Genomic DNA, 12,916 nt, shown 5'->3' on the forward strand with positions numbered 1-12,916 from the left:
GCGGAGCAGGCACGGGCGCCACGAGCACGAGCCCGCGCTAAGCGACACCGACCTTTGCACAACTGTTCATCGACGGGCCGGGAAGCATTTGCAAAACAGGCCCGATTTTTTTTTGCACGCATCCCAAGGGCGACATGGTATGCGCGTTCACGGGGGGGGGGGCTGCGCCACCGCAAGATGCAGACGGTGTGGCACGTCGTCGGGCCTTGTCGCCCGCTGTGATGACGAACGCGGACACGTTCGAGCGCATGCAGGGATCGCGGCGGGGGCTTCGCACGGTTGCGTCGGCAGCGCATCGTGCAACGCGCAGGCCGGCGCGTATGATGAGCGCCTTGCCGCCCGCCCCGTCAGGGCGGCGCTCATTTCGTTCCTGCCGATTCCACGATGGCCCGTCTCAAGCTCGATCTGCCCGCCGACCAATTCTGCTATGGCACCCACCTCACCGTGCGCGTGACCGATATCAACGCGGCCAACCATCTTGCCAATGACTCGATGATCTCGATGATCTCCGAGGCGCGGGCGCGGTTCCTTTACGAGTTTGCCAGCGAGGACGTGAACCATGAGGGCGCCGGCATCATCGTGACCGATCTCGCCACCATGTACCGCAACGAAGCGCATGCGCGCGACCAGCTGTTGTTCGAGGTTGGCGTGATGGACTTCAACAAGTACGGCGGCGACATCATCTTCCGCATCACGCGTCCGGCCGACGACACGCTGATCGCCATGGCCAAGTCCGGCTTCGTGTTCTTCGACTACGTGGCAAAGAAGGTCGTGCCGATGCCACAGGCGTTCGCCGGCCGTTTCCCGAAAGTCAACTGGGTGGAGTAAACGGCGCCGGGCGGACAGCGCGCATCGAGTGTGAACCGCTGCGCCTACCGGGCTTGGCGCTGATCCGCCAGCCGGTTCCACAGCGCGCTCGCGCGGTTGCCGCTTCTGCAGTACGCCAGGATCGGTTTCGGCAATGCATCGACCAAGGCGCCGAACGCATCGACTTCCGCATCGCCGATGCGGTTCGGCTCCACGGGCAGGTAGCGCGCTTCCAGCCCCAGTTCGCGGGCAGCCGCGGCGATTTCCGCGAAGGCCGGCTGGTCGTCGCCTTCGCCGTCGGGGCGGTTGCAGATGACCGAGCGGAACCCCGCATCGCGGATGGCTTTCAGGTCTGCCGGCACGATCTGCCGCGAGGCGGCCAACCCGCTCGATGCCGTGGCCCGGCATTGCTCGATGGCCTGGCGGAAGCAGGCAATGGCCGCGTCAATGTCGTGCCCGGTCGTAAAGCGGCCGAGGCTGATGCGCACCGTGCGGCCCGCGGCCGCTGCGTCCAGGCCAATGGCCGACAACACATGCGATGGCGTACCGGCTGCGGAATTGCACGCCGAGGTGGACGACACCGCGAGCGTGTCACCCAGCATGAACGGGAAGAAGCCCGGCGCATTGACCGTCAGGCTCAAGGTGTGCGGAATGCGCTGCGTCGTGCCAGCGTTATGCACCACGTCACCGAGCGCCAGCACCGACGTTTTCAGCCGCTCGCTGAGCGCGGCAATGCGAGCCGTCTCACTCGCAAGGTCTTCTGCCGCCAGCTGGCACGCGACGCCCATGCCGACAATCTGATGCGTGGCCAGCGTGCCGGAGCGCAGCCCGCGCTCGTGTCCGCCGCCGTGCATCTGCGGTGCGATGCGCGCTGCGATGTCGCGCCGGACATACAGCGCGCCGATGCCCTTGGGCCCGTACACCTTGTGGGCGGATATCGACATCATGTCGATGCCGAGCGCACGTACGTCGATGGGCGTCTTGCCGAGCGCCTGCGCCGCGTCGACATGGAGCAGCGCGCCCGCGGCGTGCACGATCTGCGCGATGGCGCCGATGTCCGTCAGGGTGCCGAGCTCGTTGTTCACCAGCATGAGCGAGACGAGTCCTGTGTCCGGGCCGATGGCCGCGGCGACGGCCTCGGCCGTGATTTCCCCGGAAGAAGTCGGCGCCACGTACGTGACGGAACAGCCGCGCGTCGACAGGTTCGCCATCGTGTCGAGGATGGCCTTGTGCTCGATCCGGCTGGTGACGAGATGGCGCTTCGCGGTCGCGGTGTCTGCGTAGCCCTTCAGCGCGAGGTTGTTGGATTCGGTGGCTCCGGACGTCCAGATGATCTCGTCCGCATCCGCGCCGATGAGCGCGGCCACCTGTTCGCGGGCGCGCTCGACCTTGTCGCGCGCCAGCCGGCCGGTTGCATGCGAGCTCGATGCCGGGTTGCCGAAGGCGCCATCGATGCCGAGGCACGCCATCATGGCGGCGATCACGCGCGGGTCAGCCGGCGTGGTGGCGGCGTAGTCGAGGTAGTGCGGCGTGTTGGTGTTGCGATCGGTCATTTCGTTCTCTGGAGGCATTCGGTCGAGGAAATGATACGGCGGGCACGCGGGAAAAATAATTCAAAATGCCCTGCAGAATTCGGCTTGTCAGGAAAATAATTCCTTAGAATGTGCCATCTGAAGAAACCATTTTTGAGAGCCCATGGACGCCATTGACCGCGAACTGCTGAGGTTGTTGCAGGCCGACGTGACGCTGCCCATTGCCGAACTGGCGCAGCGCGTGAATCTTTCGCAGACGCCTTGCTGGAAGCGGGTGCAGCGGCTCAAGGAGACCGGCGTCATCCGCGCGCAGGTGGCGCTGTGCGACGCGCGCAAGCTCGGCGTCGGCACCACCGTGTTCGTTGCCGTGCGCACCGACCAGCACACGGAGAAATGGGCGCAGCGTTTCACACAGGTGGTCTGCGACATGCCGGAGGTGGTCGAGGTCTACCGGATGAGTGGCGATATCGACTACCTGCTCCGCGTGGCGGTCACCGGCATCGAAGACTATGACCGCGTGTACAAGCAACTCATCAAGGCCGTGCCGCTGTCGGACGTCAGCGCCTCGTTCGCGATGGAGCAGATCAAGTATTCGACCGCACTGCCGGTGCGCGACGACGCCAACGCGGGCTGAAGCGCGTCCGCCGCTGTCCCCGTTTTTGCTACCCGAGGAGAACCTGATGACGACCCCGTCGATGTATGCGTTTCTGGTGCCAACCGCCAATCGCATGCTGGGCAACCTGTCGGCCCTGCTCGACAAGGCCGCGGCTCATGCCGAGGCCCGGAAGTTCGACCCGGCCAACCTGCTGAACGCGCGCCTGGCGCCCGACATGCACCCGCTCACGCGCCAGGTACAGATTGCGTGCGATATGGCCAAGGGTGGGGCGGCGCGCCTGTCCGGCACCGAGGTGCCTTCGTATCCGGATGACGAGGCGACGATTCCCGAACTGAAGGCACGCATCGCCAAGACGCTGGCCTTCGTCAACAGCATCGACCGCGCAGCCTTTGAGGGCAGCGAAGACCGCGCCATCACGCTCAAGAGCCCGACGCGCGAACTGCATTTCAACGGCCTGGACTACCTGCGCGGCTTCGTGCTGCCGAATCTGTACTTCCACGTGACCACGGCGTATGCGCTGCTGCGTCATAACGGCGTGGAGATCGGCAAGTTCGACTATCTCGGCCGCGAGTGAATCACCCGGCGGTGGCAGTACGCCGGCGGCGCAAGCCCGGGCAGCGTTTTTCTGCTTCATCGGCTCATCTGTCACAATCGCGCCCGTGGCCGGCGGTGCGTCGGCGTGTTCTGTCATCGGGCTCCTGATATGTCGTTCTTCGGAATCGGGTTTCACGTCATCGTTGCGCTGTTCTTTGCCGTGCACTGTGTGCGCAGCAACCAGAACATGTATTGGCTGTTCATTCTGTTTGTGTTTCCGCTGCTGGGCAGTGTGGTGTATTTCTTCGCCATTTACCTGCCGGAGATTCGCCATTCGCGCGGCGCCCGCGTGGCCGGCCGCGCCGTCACCCAGTTGATCGACCCGAACCGCGCCGTGCGCGAAGCGCGCATTGATTTCGATCGCGCGCCGACCGTGCAGCACCGCCTGCGTCTGGGCGAGGCGTTGCTGCAAGCCGGCAACGCCAAGGAGGCGCGCGAGCATTTCGAGCAGGCCGCCACGGGCCCGTTTGCCTCGGACCCGGCTCTGTTGCTCTGCCTGGCGCGCGCCCAGTCCGCCACCGGCGACGCGGCACTCGCCAAGGACACGCTGGAGAAGCTGTTCGAGGTCCATCGCATTGCACGCCAGCAGCCCGATCCCACGTTGCTGTACGCACGTGCCTTGGCCGCCACCGGCGCGCCGAATACCCGCGAAGCGTTCGAGCAGGCGCTCACGTGTGCCAACGACGCGGCCGCCCGCTGTCTCTTCGGCGAATGGCTGCGCGCGCAGGACAACGATGCCGACAAGCAGCGCGCGCAAGCCTTGTTCGATGACATCCTGCGCGACGCCAAACACTGGACACGCTACGCCAAAGACCACAATCGCGAATGGCTGCAGCGTGCGGCCGCCGCCCAGTCCTCTTCCCGTTGATCCCATTCATGACGCTGTTGAAACGCAAATCCATCGAGGCCGTGGCCTCGCGCCGTCCGGCTCGCGCCAAGCGCGAAGAGCGTGCCGACCACGGCGATGCACCGAAGCGCATGGCGCCGCGCTTTGCGCCGGTCACGTTCTCGGAGCTGTCGGGGGTGCGCTATCTGCACTTCGGCACCGAGTGGGTACAGGGTGCCATGCGGCTGTCCAAGCCTGACGCGATCGAGCTGGAATATGCGCAGCAGATGATGGCGTGGCTGCTGTTTCTGGATCCGGCTTCCCGCCCGGATTTCCATGTCGTGCAGCTTGGGCTGGGCGCTGCGGCGCTGACCAAGTTCTGCCATCGCCAGCTCGCGCCGGCGCGTGTCACGGCGGTGGAGCTGAACCCGTCGGTCATCGTCGCCGCGCGCAGCATGTTCCACATGCCATTCGACGACGCGCGCCTGAGCGTGCTCGAGCAGGACGCCTATGACTGGGTCACGGATGCGAACCACCATGGCACCGTGGACGCACTGCAGGTGGACCTGTACGACGCCACCGCGCGTGGTCCGGTCCTCGATACGCCGGCGTTCTACAAGGCTTGCCGACAGGTGTTGCGCGCCCCGGGCGTGATGACGATCAACCTGTTCGGCGACCACACCAGCTTCCCGCGCAACATCGAGCGCATCTGCGATGCGTTCGACAACCGCGTGCTCGTCTTCCCCGAAGTGCACGATGGCAACGTGATTGCGCTGGCGTTCAACGGCCCGCCGCTGCAGGTGAGCTGGGGAGCCGTGCAGGCGCGGGCGGCGGTGCTGCAGGCATCGCTCAAGTTGCCGACCAAGGGGTGGGCGCAGGGGCTGCGCAATGCCAACGCCGGCCAGGAAGCCATGCTGACGATCTGAGCGCCACGGTCCCGCGTCAATGCAGAACGCCCCGGCATGCCGGGGCGTTTGCTTGTGGCGAAGGCACGTGCTCAGGCCGCATCGCCCATGCCGGGCATCTGGTCGATGAAGCCGGTGACCGCCTGCATGCGGCCGTCTGCGATGCGGACGAAATCCGTGCCCTTGACCAGCGCCTGCCCGTCGGGGCCCAGCGTCCAGCGGAAGCGGAGCGTGTCCTGAACCACGTCCACGCCGCCGTCGCGCGCAAAGCGGAACCCCGGAAACTTCGCCTGCACGCCGGCGATGAGCCCGTCGATGCCGTCATGGCCCGTGCCCTGCATCAGCGGGTCGACATAGGTGGCGCTTTCCGTCCAGGTTTGCGCGACGAGGGTGCGGCGCTGTGCGGCGTCGGTCGCGTTCCAGGCGGCGATGTAACGCTCGACCAGCGTATCGGCGAGGTTTTCGTTGACGGCGAGTTGCGTGATGGTCATGGCATTTCTCCGTGGGAGTCGAGGAAGCTGCATGGCACGGTGATCCGCGTTCCGTGCTGCATGGCTTCATCTTCGATGCTGGCGTGGACGGTGTCGATTACGCGGCAGGTAATGACCGCATCCAGGCCCGGAGGAATGCGGGAAGGCGCGTTACTTCGACAGCAGCCGCATCGCCGATTCCAGCCCGGCGATGGTCACCGGATACATGCGCGTCTTCACGATCTGGTTGATGACCGAGATGGACTGCCGGTACTGCCAAAGCGCTTCCGGCTCCGGATTCAGCCAGACGAACTTCGGAAACTGCTCGATCAAGCGGTTCAGCCACACGGCACCCGCCTCGGCGTTGTTGTATTCCACCGAGCCGCCGGGCTGCAGGATCTCGTATGGGCTCATCGTCGCATCGCCCACGAAGATCAGCTTGTAGTCGGGCGGGTACTTGCGGATAACGTCCCACGTGGAGAAGCGCTCCGCATGGCGGCGCCGGTTGTTCTTCCACAGCCATTCGTACACGCAGTTGTGGAAGTAGTAGTACTCGAGGTGCTTGAACTCGGTCTTGGCGGCTGAGAACAGTTCTTCCACGCGCTTGATGTGGTCGTCCATCGAGCCGCCAACGTCCATCAGCATCAGCACCTTGACGTTGTTGTGCCGCTCGGGGCGCATCTTGATGTCGAGCAGGCCGGCGTTGGCCGCGGTCGAGTGGATGGTGTCGTCGAGGTCGAGTTCGATGTCGGCACCGTCACGCGCGAACTTGCGCAGGCGGCGCAGCGCGACCTTGATGTTGCGTGTGCCCAGTTCGACGGTGTCGTCGTAGTCTCTGTAGGCGCGGGCTTCCCACACCTTCACGGCCGTGCGGTTGCCCTTGGATGGGCCGCCGATGCGGATGCCTTCCGGGTTGTAGCCGCCGTGCCCGAACGGCGACGTGCCGCCGGTGCCGATCCATTTATTGCCGCCTTCGTGCCGCTCGTGCTGTTCGTTCAGCAGCTCCTTGAGCCGCTCCATCAGCTTGTCGAGGCCGCCCATGGCCTCGATCCTGGCTTTCTCTTCGGGCGACAGCTCGCGTTCGAGCTTCTTGATGAGCCAGTCGAGCGGAATGTCCGCGCGCCAGTCGACGGCGCCTTCCACGCCCTTGAAATATGCGCCGAAGGCCTGGTCGAACTTGTCGAAGTGCTTCTCGTCCTTCACCAGCGTCATGCGCGCCAGGAAGTAGAACTCGTCGAGCGAGGGCGCGATGACCTGCTGCTTGAGCCCTTCGAGCAGCGTCAGGTATTCCTTGACCGAGACCGGCAGCTTGGCCTGCCGCAGGGTGAAGAAGAAATCGATGAGCATGTCTGTCTCCGCTCCGTGCGCCCGGTGCCTTCAATGGGAGGCGCCGCTCATGTTCAGCAGCACCACGCCGCCCACCACCATGCCGATGCCCGAGAGCTTGGCCATCGACACGCCTTCCTTGAACAGCAGAATGCCGACGATGGCCGTCAGCACCGTGCCCACGCCTGACCACACCGCATAGGTGATGCTCATGTCGATGCGCTTCATGACGATCGCCAGGCCCCAGAACGCGAGCCCATAGCAGACGGCCGTGCCGATGATCCACGCCGGCTTGGAAAACCCTTCCGACAGGCGCAGGCACAACGTGCCGATCACCTCAGTGACGATGGTGCCGGCCAGCAGCAGCCACGGGTTCATGGATGCTGCTCCAGCTTGTACTGCAGATGCCGCTTCACGGTCAGCCATTCCGATTCGATGATCGAGAAGACCACCGTGTCGCGGAAGCTGCCGTCGGGCATGCGCTGATGATTGCGCAGCACGCCGTCCTGCTTGGCGCCCAGGCGGGCGATGGCGGAGCGGCTCTGGTGGTTCATCCAGTGCGTGCGGAACTCCACCGCGATGCAGCGCAGCGCTTCAAACGCGTGCGTCAGCAGCAGCAATTTGCATTCGGTGTTGACGGCGGTGCGCTGCACCGATTTGGCATACCACGTGTGGCCGATCTCCAGCCGGCGATGGGCCTCGTCGACGTTGAAGAACCGCGTGGCGCCAACGACCTTGCCCGGCTTCCCGTCGCGCATCTCCCGCACGACGAACGGCATGGCGCCGAGACGCTCGCGCATGTCCATCGCGATCGCCAGCCAGTCGCCGACTTTCTCGGGCGAGGGCACGGACGTGTACCACAGCTTCCACAGCTCGCCGTCGGCGACTGCGGCGCGGACTTCATCCGCATGTTCCGGGCCGAGCGGCTCGAGCCAGGCGTGCTGGCCGGACAGGGTGACGGGCTCGATCAGGCGCGACATCTTGCGGCTCCGCTCAGCGGTTGGCGCGGTTCATGAACACGAGGCGCTCGAACAGGTGCACGTCCTGTTCGTTCTTGAGCAGCGCCCCGTGCAGCGGCGGAATCGCAGCGTTCTTGTCGTGGCTGCGCAGCGATTCCGGCGGAATGTCTTCGGCCAGCAGCAGCTTGAGCCAGTCGATCAGCTCGGACGTCGACGGCTTCTTCTTCAGCCCCGGCAGGTTGCGCATCTCGTAGAACGCGTCCAGCGCGGCCTTGACCAGCGCGGGCTTGATGCCGGGGTAGTGCACATCGACGATGGCCTGCATCGTCTCTGCATCCGGGAACTTGATGTAGTGGAAGAAGCAGCGACGCAGGAACGCGTCGGGCAGTTCCTTCTCGTTGTTTGACGTGATGATGACCAGCGGGCGGTGCTTGGCGCGGATGGTCTCGCGCGTCTCGTACACGTAGAACTCCATGCGATCCAGCTCGCGCAGCAGATCGTTCGGGAATTCGATGTCGGCCTTGTCGATCTCGTCGATCAGCAGCACGACAGGCTGGTCGGCTTCAAACGCCTGCCACAGCACGCCCTTGACGATGTAGTTGCGGATGTCGTGGACCTTGTCGTCGCCGAGCTGCGAGTCGCGCAGGCGCGAGACGGCGTCGTACTCGTACAGCCCCTGCTGGGCCTTGGTGGTCGACTTCACGTGCCACTGCAGCAGCGGCATGCCCAGCGCGGCGGCCACTTCCTCTGCGAGCATGGTCTTGCCCGTGCCGGGCTCGCCCTTGATCAGCAGCGGGCGCTGCAGTGTCATCGAGGCATTGACCGCGAGCTTGAGATCATCGGTGGCGACGTACTGGGCGGAGCCTTCGAAACGCGCGCGCTGGTCGGGTGCGGCAGGCGAGGTGGTGGTGTTCATCGTGCAAGCCTACTGAGCGGTAAAAGATTGGGAAACGGCCAGTATAAGAGCATTTGGCCGTTTGCCGCCGGGCGTTGGCGGGCGCGCCATTGCACGCTGTCAAGTCACGGGACCCCTAACTGGACTGGAAAAAATGCCGTGCGTTACAATGCGCCGGTTTGACGCACCTCAAATGACCGCCTGGTGGCCTCTTGCCAGTAGTCGGTGAAGGCGCCCAGAGAGACGGCCGGCTGACAGGTCCAGCAGGCAGGGCGAGCAGGATTCTGAAACTCCACGCTTAAGAACGAGATGAAAAAGATCCTCACCATGGTGGCATTGACCGCGCTGGCCGCGTCAGCCTCCGCAGCCGACGTCCAAGGCAACGCGGCCGCCGCCGAGAGCAAGGTCGCCATGTGCATCGGCTGCCATGCCATCCCCGATTACAAGACGTCATTCCCCGAGGTGTATCGCGTGCCCTACCTGGGCGGCCAGAACGCGAAGTACATCGAGGCCGCACTGCATGCATACCAGAAGGGTGACCGCAAGCACCCGACCATGCGCGCCATCGCCGGCTCGCTGACGGACCAGGACATCGCCAACCTGGCCGCGTACTACTCGCAGCAGACGCCCGCCACGCCCAACAACCCGCAGAAGTGACGAGGAAGAACATGAACAAGATCTCGCTCGCAATCGCGTCCGGTCTGGGCGCATGGATGCTGGGTGTCGCCGTGTCGGCGCAGGCTGCGGACCTGGAAAAGGGCAAGCAGTTGGTGGAGAAGGGCGCCTGCGCGGCCTGCCACGGCGCTGGCCTGAACGCCCCCATCTCGCCGGATTACCCGAAGCTCGCCGGCCAGCATGGCGACTACATCTATCATGCGCTGCTGGCCTATCAGACCAGCAACAACCCGCTGGTCGGCCGCAGCAACGCCATCATGGCGGGTCAGGTCAACAGCAACCCGGCGACCATCGGCGCAGACGGCAAACCACGCCCGTTCACGCAGGCCGAGCTGAAGGATATCGCCGCCTATATCGAATCGCTGCCGGGCTCGCTGGTGCTGAAGAAGTAAGCTGCTGCATCGGCAAAAGCCACCAACAAAAAACCGCTCTCCGGAGCGGTTTTTTGTTGGGCTGGCGCGAAGGCGTTTATCGGGCGGTGGCGCGCTTGCGCACGCATTCGATGTAGGCGTCGCCGTCGGGCGGCAGGCCGGTGCGCTGGGCGGTCCACAGCATCTGCCCGAGGCATTCCATCACCTGATGCTGCGCCTCGTGCGGCGAGTCGAGCCGCTGGGCCAGCGCTTCATAGGCGGCCCGGATGCCGCGCGGCTGGTCCACCGACACCTGTTCGCTGATCGACAGGTGCATCGACAGGTGCAGGAACGGGTTGCTCTGCCCGCTCTCGGGCGTGTAGTCGCGGGCCAGGGCCTCATCGCCGGCTTCGAGCGTGTCGTGGTATTCGGGATGCTGCAGCATCCAGTCGACCGCCATGGCTTCGAGCGGCGTGAGGATTTCCGCCTGGCAATGCTTGCGCCAGGCGCCGCAAAAGAATTGGCGAACTTCGTCGCGGGAGGGATTGAACATGATGCCACCATTGTACCGGCGCGCTGCGGCACGTGCCGGTGCGGCGCCAACGCTACAATGGCGCGCCACACCGCAGACGGCGATCCCGCAACCAACGCCGCACACCATGAGACAACGCACCGATTCCACCCTGGCCGCACGCGCGGGCGACAAGCTCCTCGGCGTCTTCCTGATTGCCATATCGGCAGCGTCCTTCGGCGCGATGGCCATCTTCACGCACTACGCCTATGCGAGCGGCGCCAACGTGGTCGGGCTGCTGATGGTGCGCTTTGTCATCGCGGCGGCCACGTTGATGGTGGTGATGCGCGTGCGCGGCATCGGCATCCCGCCGTGGTCGCGCGTGGCCGGGCTGGCCGCGATGGGCGGCATCGGCTATGCGGGCCAGTCGTTCACGTTCTTTACGGCGTTGAACTACGCCCCGGCCAGCCTGGTGGCGCTGCTGCTGTACCTGTATCCGATGTTCGTGACGGTGCTGGCCGCGATCTTCCTGCGCGAGCGACTGACGACGACGGCCATCATTGCGCTGGTGCTGTGCTCGGTGGGCGCCGGGCTCACCGTGGGCGGCGCGGGCCTCTCGGGCGGCAGCACGCTCGGTATTGCGCTGGGCGTGGCGTCGGCGGCGATCTACTCCGTCTACATCACGGTCGGTGCACGCGTGACGCGCGGGCTCGATCCGCTCGCCTGCACGACCGTCATCTGCACTGCCGCGGCGGTCGTCTACACCGGGATGGCACTGTTGGGCGCGCCGGCGCAACTGCCCGGCACGTTTGCGGGTTGGGCCGCCGCCCTGGCGATTGCCGGCCTGTCGACGGTGGTCGCCATCCTGAGCTTCTTTGCCGGGCTGCAGAAGCTTGGGGCGGCGCAGGCCTCGATGCTGTCGACGCTGGAACCGGTGGTGACGGTCTTGCTGGCGGCCGGGCTGCTCGGCGAGTCGATCGCTCCCATGCAGATGGCCGGCGGCGTGCTCATTCTGGCCGGCGTGCTGTGGCTCACCCGCGCCGACGCCAAGCCCACCGGACACCGCGCCGACGACATGGCGTGATCCGCCGCCCGGTGGCCTGACGCAAGGCGGGCGCCGCCATTACAATGCGATCCTTGACTCTTTTCTGGAGCGCTTTGCAATGCCCATGCTTGAACCGTCCGTGCTGGACCAACTGTTCCACGCAGCCCGTACCCACAACGTGTGGCTCGACAAGCCAGTCGACGACGAACTGCTGCACACGCTGTACGACACCGTGAAGTACGGCCCGACCGCCGCCAACAGCACCCCGGCGCGCTTCGTGTTCGTCAAGAGCGCGGCGGCCAAGGAGCGCCTCGTGCCGTGCATGTCGGCGGGCAACCAGGAGAAGACGCGCCAGGCGCCCGTGACGGTCATCGTTGCGTACGACACGCAGTTCCACGAGCAATTGCCCAAGCTGTTTCCGCACACGGATGCGCGTTCGTGGTACGCCGGGGACCAGGCCAAGATCAACGCCGCAGCCCTGATGAACAGCTCGCTGCAGGGCGGCTACCTCGTGATAGCCGCGCGTGCGCTGGGCCTGGATTGCGGCCCGATGGCCGGCTTCGACGCCGACAAGGTCAACGCAACGTTCTTCCCGGACGGGCAGTGGAAGGTCAACTTCATCATGAACATCGGCTACGGCGACGTGGAAAAGCTGCATCCGCGCAACCCGCGCCTGACGTTTGAGGAAGCCTGCAAGATCGTCTGATCGGAGGGCGACCGACGCAAAGAAGAACGGGGACGCGATGTCCCCGTTTTTCATTCCTTCGGCGCCGGTGTTTTCGGCTTGAACTCGCACAGCGGCTCGATGGCGCAGTGCCAGCATTCCGGCTTGCGGGCCTTGCAGACGTAGCGCCCATGCAGGATCAGCCAGTGGTGCGCGTCCTGGCGAAATTCCTCCGGCACCACCTTCAGCAGTTTCAGCTCGACTTCCAGCACGTTCTTGCCCGGCGCCAGCCCCGTGCGGTTGGCCACGCGGAAGATATGCGTGTCCACGGCGATCGTCGGCTCACCGAATGCGGTGTTCATCACCACGTTGGCCGTCTTGCGGCCCACGCCCGGCAGCGCTTCAAGCGCGGCGCGATCGCGCGGTACCTCGCCGCCGTACTGGTCGAGCAGGATGCGGCACGTCTGCAGGATGTGCTTGCACTTGGTGCGGTACAGGCCGATGGTCTTGATGTACTCGGTCAGCCCGTCCTCGCCCAGCGCCAGGATCTTGGCCGGCGTATTGGCCACAGGAAACAGCTTGCGCGTCGCCTTGTTCACCCCCACGTCGGTCGCCTGTGCCGAGAGCAGCACGGCAATCAGCAGCTCGAACGGCGTGGTGTATTCCAGCTCGGTGGTCGGCGTCGGGTTGTTCTCGCGCAGGGTCTCGAAGATGGCGCGGCGGCGGGCGGCATTCATCGGC

Annotated in this window: 17 protein-coding genes; 9 read left to right on the plus strand and 8 right to left on the minus strand. The window is 65.2% G+C overall.

Annotation, left to right across the window (positions count from 1 at the left end; genetic code table 11):
- Nucleotides 1-384 precede the first annotated feature (384 nt).
- On the plus strand, nucleotides 385-828 hold the full coding sequence (locus KHN96_RS07205; RefSeq protein ID WP_045786403.1) for a thioesterase family protein: 444 nt from the start codon (nucleotides 385-387) through the stop codon (nucleotides 826-828).
- A gap of 44 nt (nucleotides 829-872) precedes the next feature.
- On the opposite strand, the gene KHN96_RS07210 is transcribed toward KHN96_RS07205, so the two are convergent.
- The gene (locus KHN96_RS07210) at nucleotides 873-2,360 is read right to left on the minus strand and encodes an aminotransferase class V-fold PLP-dependent enzyme (protein ID WP_062739354.1); all 1,488 of its coding nucleotides are present in this window, start codon (nucleotides 2,358-2,360) and stop codon (nucleotides 873-875) included.
- A 142-nt stretch (nucleotides 2,361-2,502) separates the two neighbouring features.
- On the opposite strand from KHN96_RS07210, the gene KHN96_RS07215 reads away from it, so the two are divergent.
- The 4 genes from KHN96_RS07215 to KHN96_RS07230 all read left to right on the plus strand — a co-directional run bounded on the left by KHN96_RS07215 (nucleotide 2,503) and on the right by KHN96_RS07230 (nucleotide 5,301).
- Nucleotides 2,503-2,973 (plus strand): Lrp/AsnC family transcriptional regulator, encoded by a 471-nt coding sequence (locus tag KHN96_RS07215; protein ID WP_045786405.1) that lies wholly within the window; start codon nucleotides 2,503-2,505, stop codon nucleotides 2,971-2,973.
- 46 nt (nucleotides 2,974-3,019) lie between these two features.
- The gene (locus tag KHN96_RS07220; RefSeq protein WP_062739353.1) at nucleotides 3,020-3,529 is read left to right on the plus strand and encodes a DUF1993 domain-containing protein; all 510 of its coding nucleotides are present in this window, start codon (nucleotides 3,020-3,022) and stop codon (nucleotides 3,527-3,529) included.
- 129 nt (nucleotides 3,530-3,658) lie between these two features.
- A complete protein-coding gene (locus tag KHN96_RS07225) occupies nucleotides 3,659-4,417 on the plus strand; it encodes a tetratricopeptide repeat protein (protein ID WP_062739352.1) in 759 nt (252 codons plus the stop codon).
- Nucleotides 4,418-4,425: 8 nt separating this feature from the next.
- Entirely contained in the window at nucleotides 4,426-5,301 is an 876-nt protein-coding gene (locus KHN96_RS07230; RefSeq protein ID WP_062739351.1) for a spermine/spermidine synthase domain-containing protein, read from the plus strand.
- Nucleotides 5,302-5,372: 71 nt separating this feature from the next.
- Here the strand turns inward: KHN96_RS07230 and KHN96_RS07235 are convergent, their stop codons facing one another.
- From KHN96_RS07235 to KHN96_RS07255, 5 genes are all read right to left on the minus strand, one after another.
- Nucleotides 5,373-5,771 carry a nuclear transport factor 2 family protein gene (locus KHN96_RS07235; protein ID WP_062739350.1) on the minus strand — a complete coding sequence of 133 codons (399 nt, stop codon included), beginning with the start codon at nucleotides 5,769-5,771 and terminating at the stop codon, nucleotides 5,373-5,375.
- Nucleotides 5,772-5,921: 150 nt separating this feature from the next.
- Entirely contained in the window at nucleotides 5,922-7,097 is a 1,176-nt protein-coding gene (locus tag KHN96_RS07240; protein ID WP_045786410.1) for a vWA domain-containing protein, read from the minus strand.
- A gap of 30 nt (nucleotides 7,098-7,127) precedes the next feature.
- Nucleotides 7,128-7,454 carry a DMT family transporter gene (locus KHN96_RS07245; protein WP_045786411.1) on the minus strand — a complete coding sequence of 109 codons (327 nt, stop codon included), beginning with the start codon at nucleotides 7,452-7,454 and terminating at the stop codon, nucleotides 7,128-7,130.
- Nucleotides 7,451-8,056 carry a GNAT family N-acetyltransferase gene (locus KHN96_RS07250; RefSeq protein ID WP_045786412.1) on the minus strand — a complete coding sequence of 202 codons (606 nt, stop codon included), beginning with the start codon at nucleotides 8,054-8,056 and terminating at the stop codon, nucleotides 7,451-7,453. Before KHN96_RS07250 ends, KHN96_RS07245 begins: the two co-directional genes overlap by 4 nt.
- Nucleotides 8,057-8,069: 13 nt before the next feature.
- Nucleotides 8,070-8,951 (minus strand): AAA family ATPase, encoded by an 882-nt coding sequence (locus tag KHN96_RS07255; RefSeq protein WP_062739349.1) that lies wholly within the window; start codon nucleotides 8,949-8,951, stop codon nucleotides 8,070-8,072.
- 288 nt (nucleotides 8,952-9,239) lie between these two features.
- On the opposite strand from KHN96_RS07255, the gene KHN96_RS07260 reads away from it, so the two are divergent.
- Nucleotides 9,240-9,587: a c-type cytochrome gene (locus KHN96_RS07260; protein ID WP_045786414.1), complete on the plus strand. Its 348-nt coding sequence runs from the start codon at nucleotides 9,240-9,242 to the stop codon at nucleotides 9,585-9,587.
- 11 nt (nucleotides 9,588-9,598) lie between these two features.
- On the plus strand, nucleotides 9,599-9,997 hold the full coding sequence (locus KHN96_RS07265) for a c-type cytochrome (protein WP_045786415.1): 399 nt from the start codon (nucleotides 9,599-9,601) through the stop codon (nucleotides 9,995-9,997).
- Between the two features lie 76 nt (nucleotides 9,998-10,073).
- On the opposite strand, the gene KHN96_RS07270 is transcribed toward KHN96_RS07265, so the two are convergent.
- Nucleotides 10,074-10,508 (minus strand): DUF1841 family protein, encoded by a 435-nt coding sequence (locus KHN96_RS07270; protein ID WP_045786416.1) that lies wholly within the window; start codon nucleotides 10,506-10,508, stop codon nucleotides 10,074-10,076.
- Between the two features lie 106 nt (nucleotides 10,509-10,614).
- Here KHN96_RS07270 and KHN96_RS07275 point away from each other — a divergent pair, with 106 nt between their 5' ends.
- Nucleotides 10,615-11,550, plus strand: coding sequence for a DMT family transporter (locus KHN96_RS07275; RefSeq protein WP_045787826.1), 936 nt, complete (start codon nucleotides 10,615-10,617; stop codon nucleotides 11,548-11,550).
- A gap of 79 nt (nucleotides 11,551-11,629) precedes the next feature.
- The gene (locus KHN96_RS07280) at nucleotides 11,630-12,217 is read left to right on the plus strand and encodes a malonic semialdehyde reductase (RefSeq protein ID WP_045786417.1); all 588 of its coding nucleotides are present in this window, start codon (nucleotides 11,630-11,632) and stop codon (nucleotides 12,215-12,217) included.
- 50 nt (nucleotides 12,218-12,267) lie between these two features.
- Here the strand turns inward: KHN96_RS07280 and nth are convergent, their stop codons facing one another.
- Nucleotides 12,268-12,912, minus strand: coding sequence for an endonuclease III (nth, locus tag KHN96_RS07285; RefSeq protein ID WP_045786418.1), 645 nt, complete (start codon nucleotides 12,910-12,912; stop codon nucleotides 12,268-12,270).
- Nucleotides 12,913-12,916: the final 4 nt, after the last annotated feature.

The sequence above is a fragment of the Ralstonia mannitolilytica genome (genome assembly GCF_905397375.1).
Taxonomy (GTDB): Bacteria; Pseudomonadota; Gammaproteobacteria; order Burkholderiales; family Burkholderiaceae; genus Ralstonia; species Ralstonia mannitolilytica.

Bases quoted from the DNA above. Each gene is read 5' to 3' on its own strand.
- KHN96_RS07205 (WP_045786403.1), top strand. From the start codon at position 385: ATGGCCCGTCTCAAGCTCGATCTGCCCGCCGACCAATTCTGCTATGGC.
- KHN96_RS07210 (WP_062739354.1), bottom strand. From the start codon at position 2,360: ATGACCGATCGCAACACCAACACGCCGCACTACCTCGACTACGCCGCC.
- KHN96_RS07215 (WP_045786405.1), top strand. From the start codon at position 2,503: ATGGACGCCATTGACCGCGAACTGCTGAGGTTGTTGCAGGCCGACGTG.
- KHN96_RS07220 (WP_062739353.1), top strand. From the start codon at position 3,020: ATGACGACCCCGTCGATGTATGCGTTTCTGGTGCCAACCGCCAATCGC.
- KHN96_RS07225 (WP_062739352.1), top strand. From the start codon at position 3,659: ATGTCGTTCTTCGGAATCGGGTTTCACGTCATCGTTGCGCTGTTCTTT.
- KHN96_RS07230 (WP_062739351.1), top strand. From the start codon at position 4,426: ATGACGCTGTTGAAACGCAAATCCATCGAGGCCGTGGCCTCGCGCCGT.
- KHN96_RS07235 (WP_062739350.1), bottom strand. From the start codon at position 5,771: ATGACCATCACGCAACTCGCCGTCAACGAAAACCTCGCCGATACGCTG.
- KHN96_RS07240 (WP_045786410.1), bottom strand. From the start codon at position 7,097: ATGCTCATCGATTTCTTCTTCACCCTGCGGCAGGCCAAGCTGCCGGTC.
- KHN96_RS07245 (WP_045786411.1), bottom strand. From the start codon at position 7,454: ATGAACCCGTGGCTGCTGCTGGCCGGCACCATCGTCACTGAGGTGATC.
- KHN96_RS07250 (WP_045786412.1), bottom strand. From the start codon at position 8,056: ATGTCGCGCCTGATCGAGCCCGTCACCCTGTCCGGCCAGCACGCCTGG.
- KHN96_RS07255 (WP_062739349.1), bottom strand. From the start codon at position 8,951: ATGAACACCACCACCTCGCCTGCCGCACCCGACCAGCGCGCGCGTTTC.
- KHN96_RS07260 (WP_045786414.1), top strand. From the start codon at position 9,240: ATGAAAAAGATCCTCACCATGGTGGCATTGACCGCGCTGGCCGCGTCA.
- KHN96_RS07265 (WP_045786415.1), top strand. From the start codon at position 9,599: ATGAACAAGATCTCGCTCGCAATCGCGTCCGGTCTGGGCGCATGGATG.
- KHN96_RS07270 (WP_045786416.1), bottom strand. From the start codon at position 10,508: ATGTTCAATCCCTCCCGCGACGAAGTTCGCCAATTCTTTTGCGGCGCC.
- KHN96_RS07275 (WP_045787826.1), top strand. From the start codon at position 10,615: ATGAGACAACGCACCGATTCCACCCTGGCCGCACGCGCGGGCGACAAG.
- KHN96_RS07280 (WP_045786417.1), top strand. From the start codon at position 11,630: ATGCCCATGCTTGAACCGTCCGTGCTGGACCAACTGTTCCACGCAGCC.
- nth (WP_045786418.1), bottom strand. From the start codon at position 12,912: ATGAATGCCGCCCGCCGCCGCGCCATCTTCGAGACCCTGCGCGAGAAC.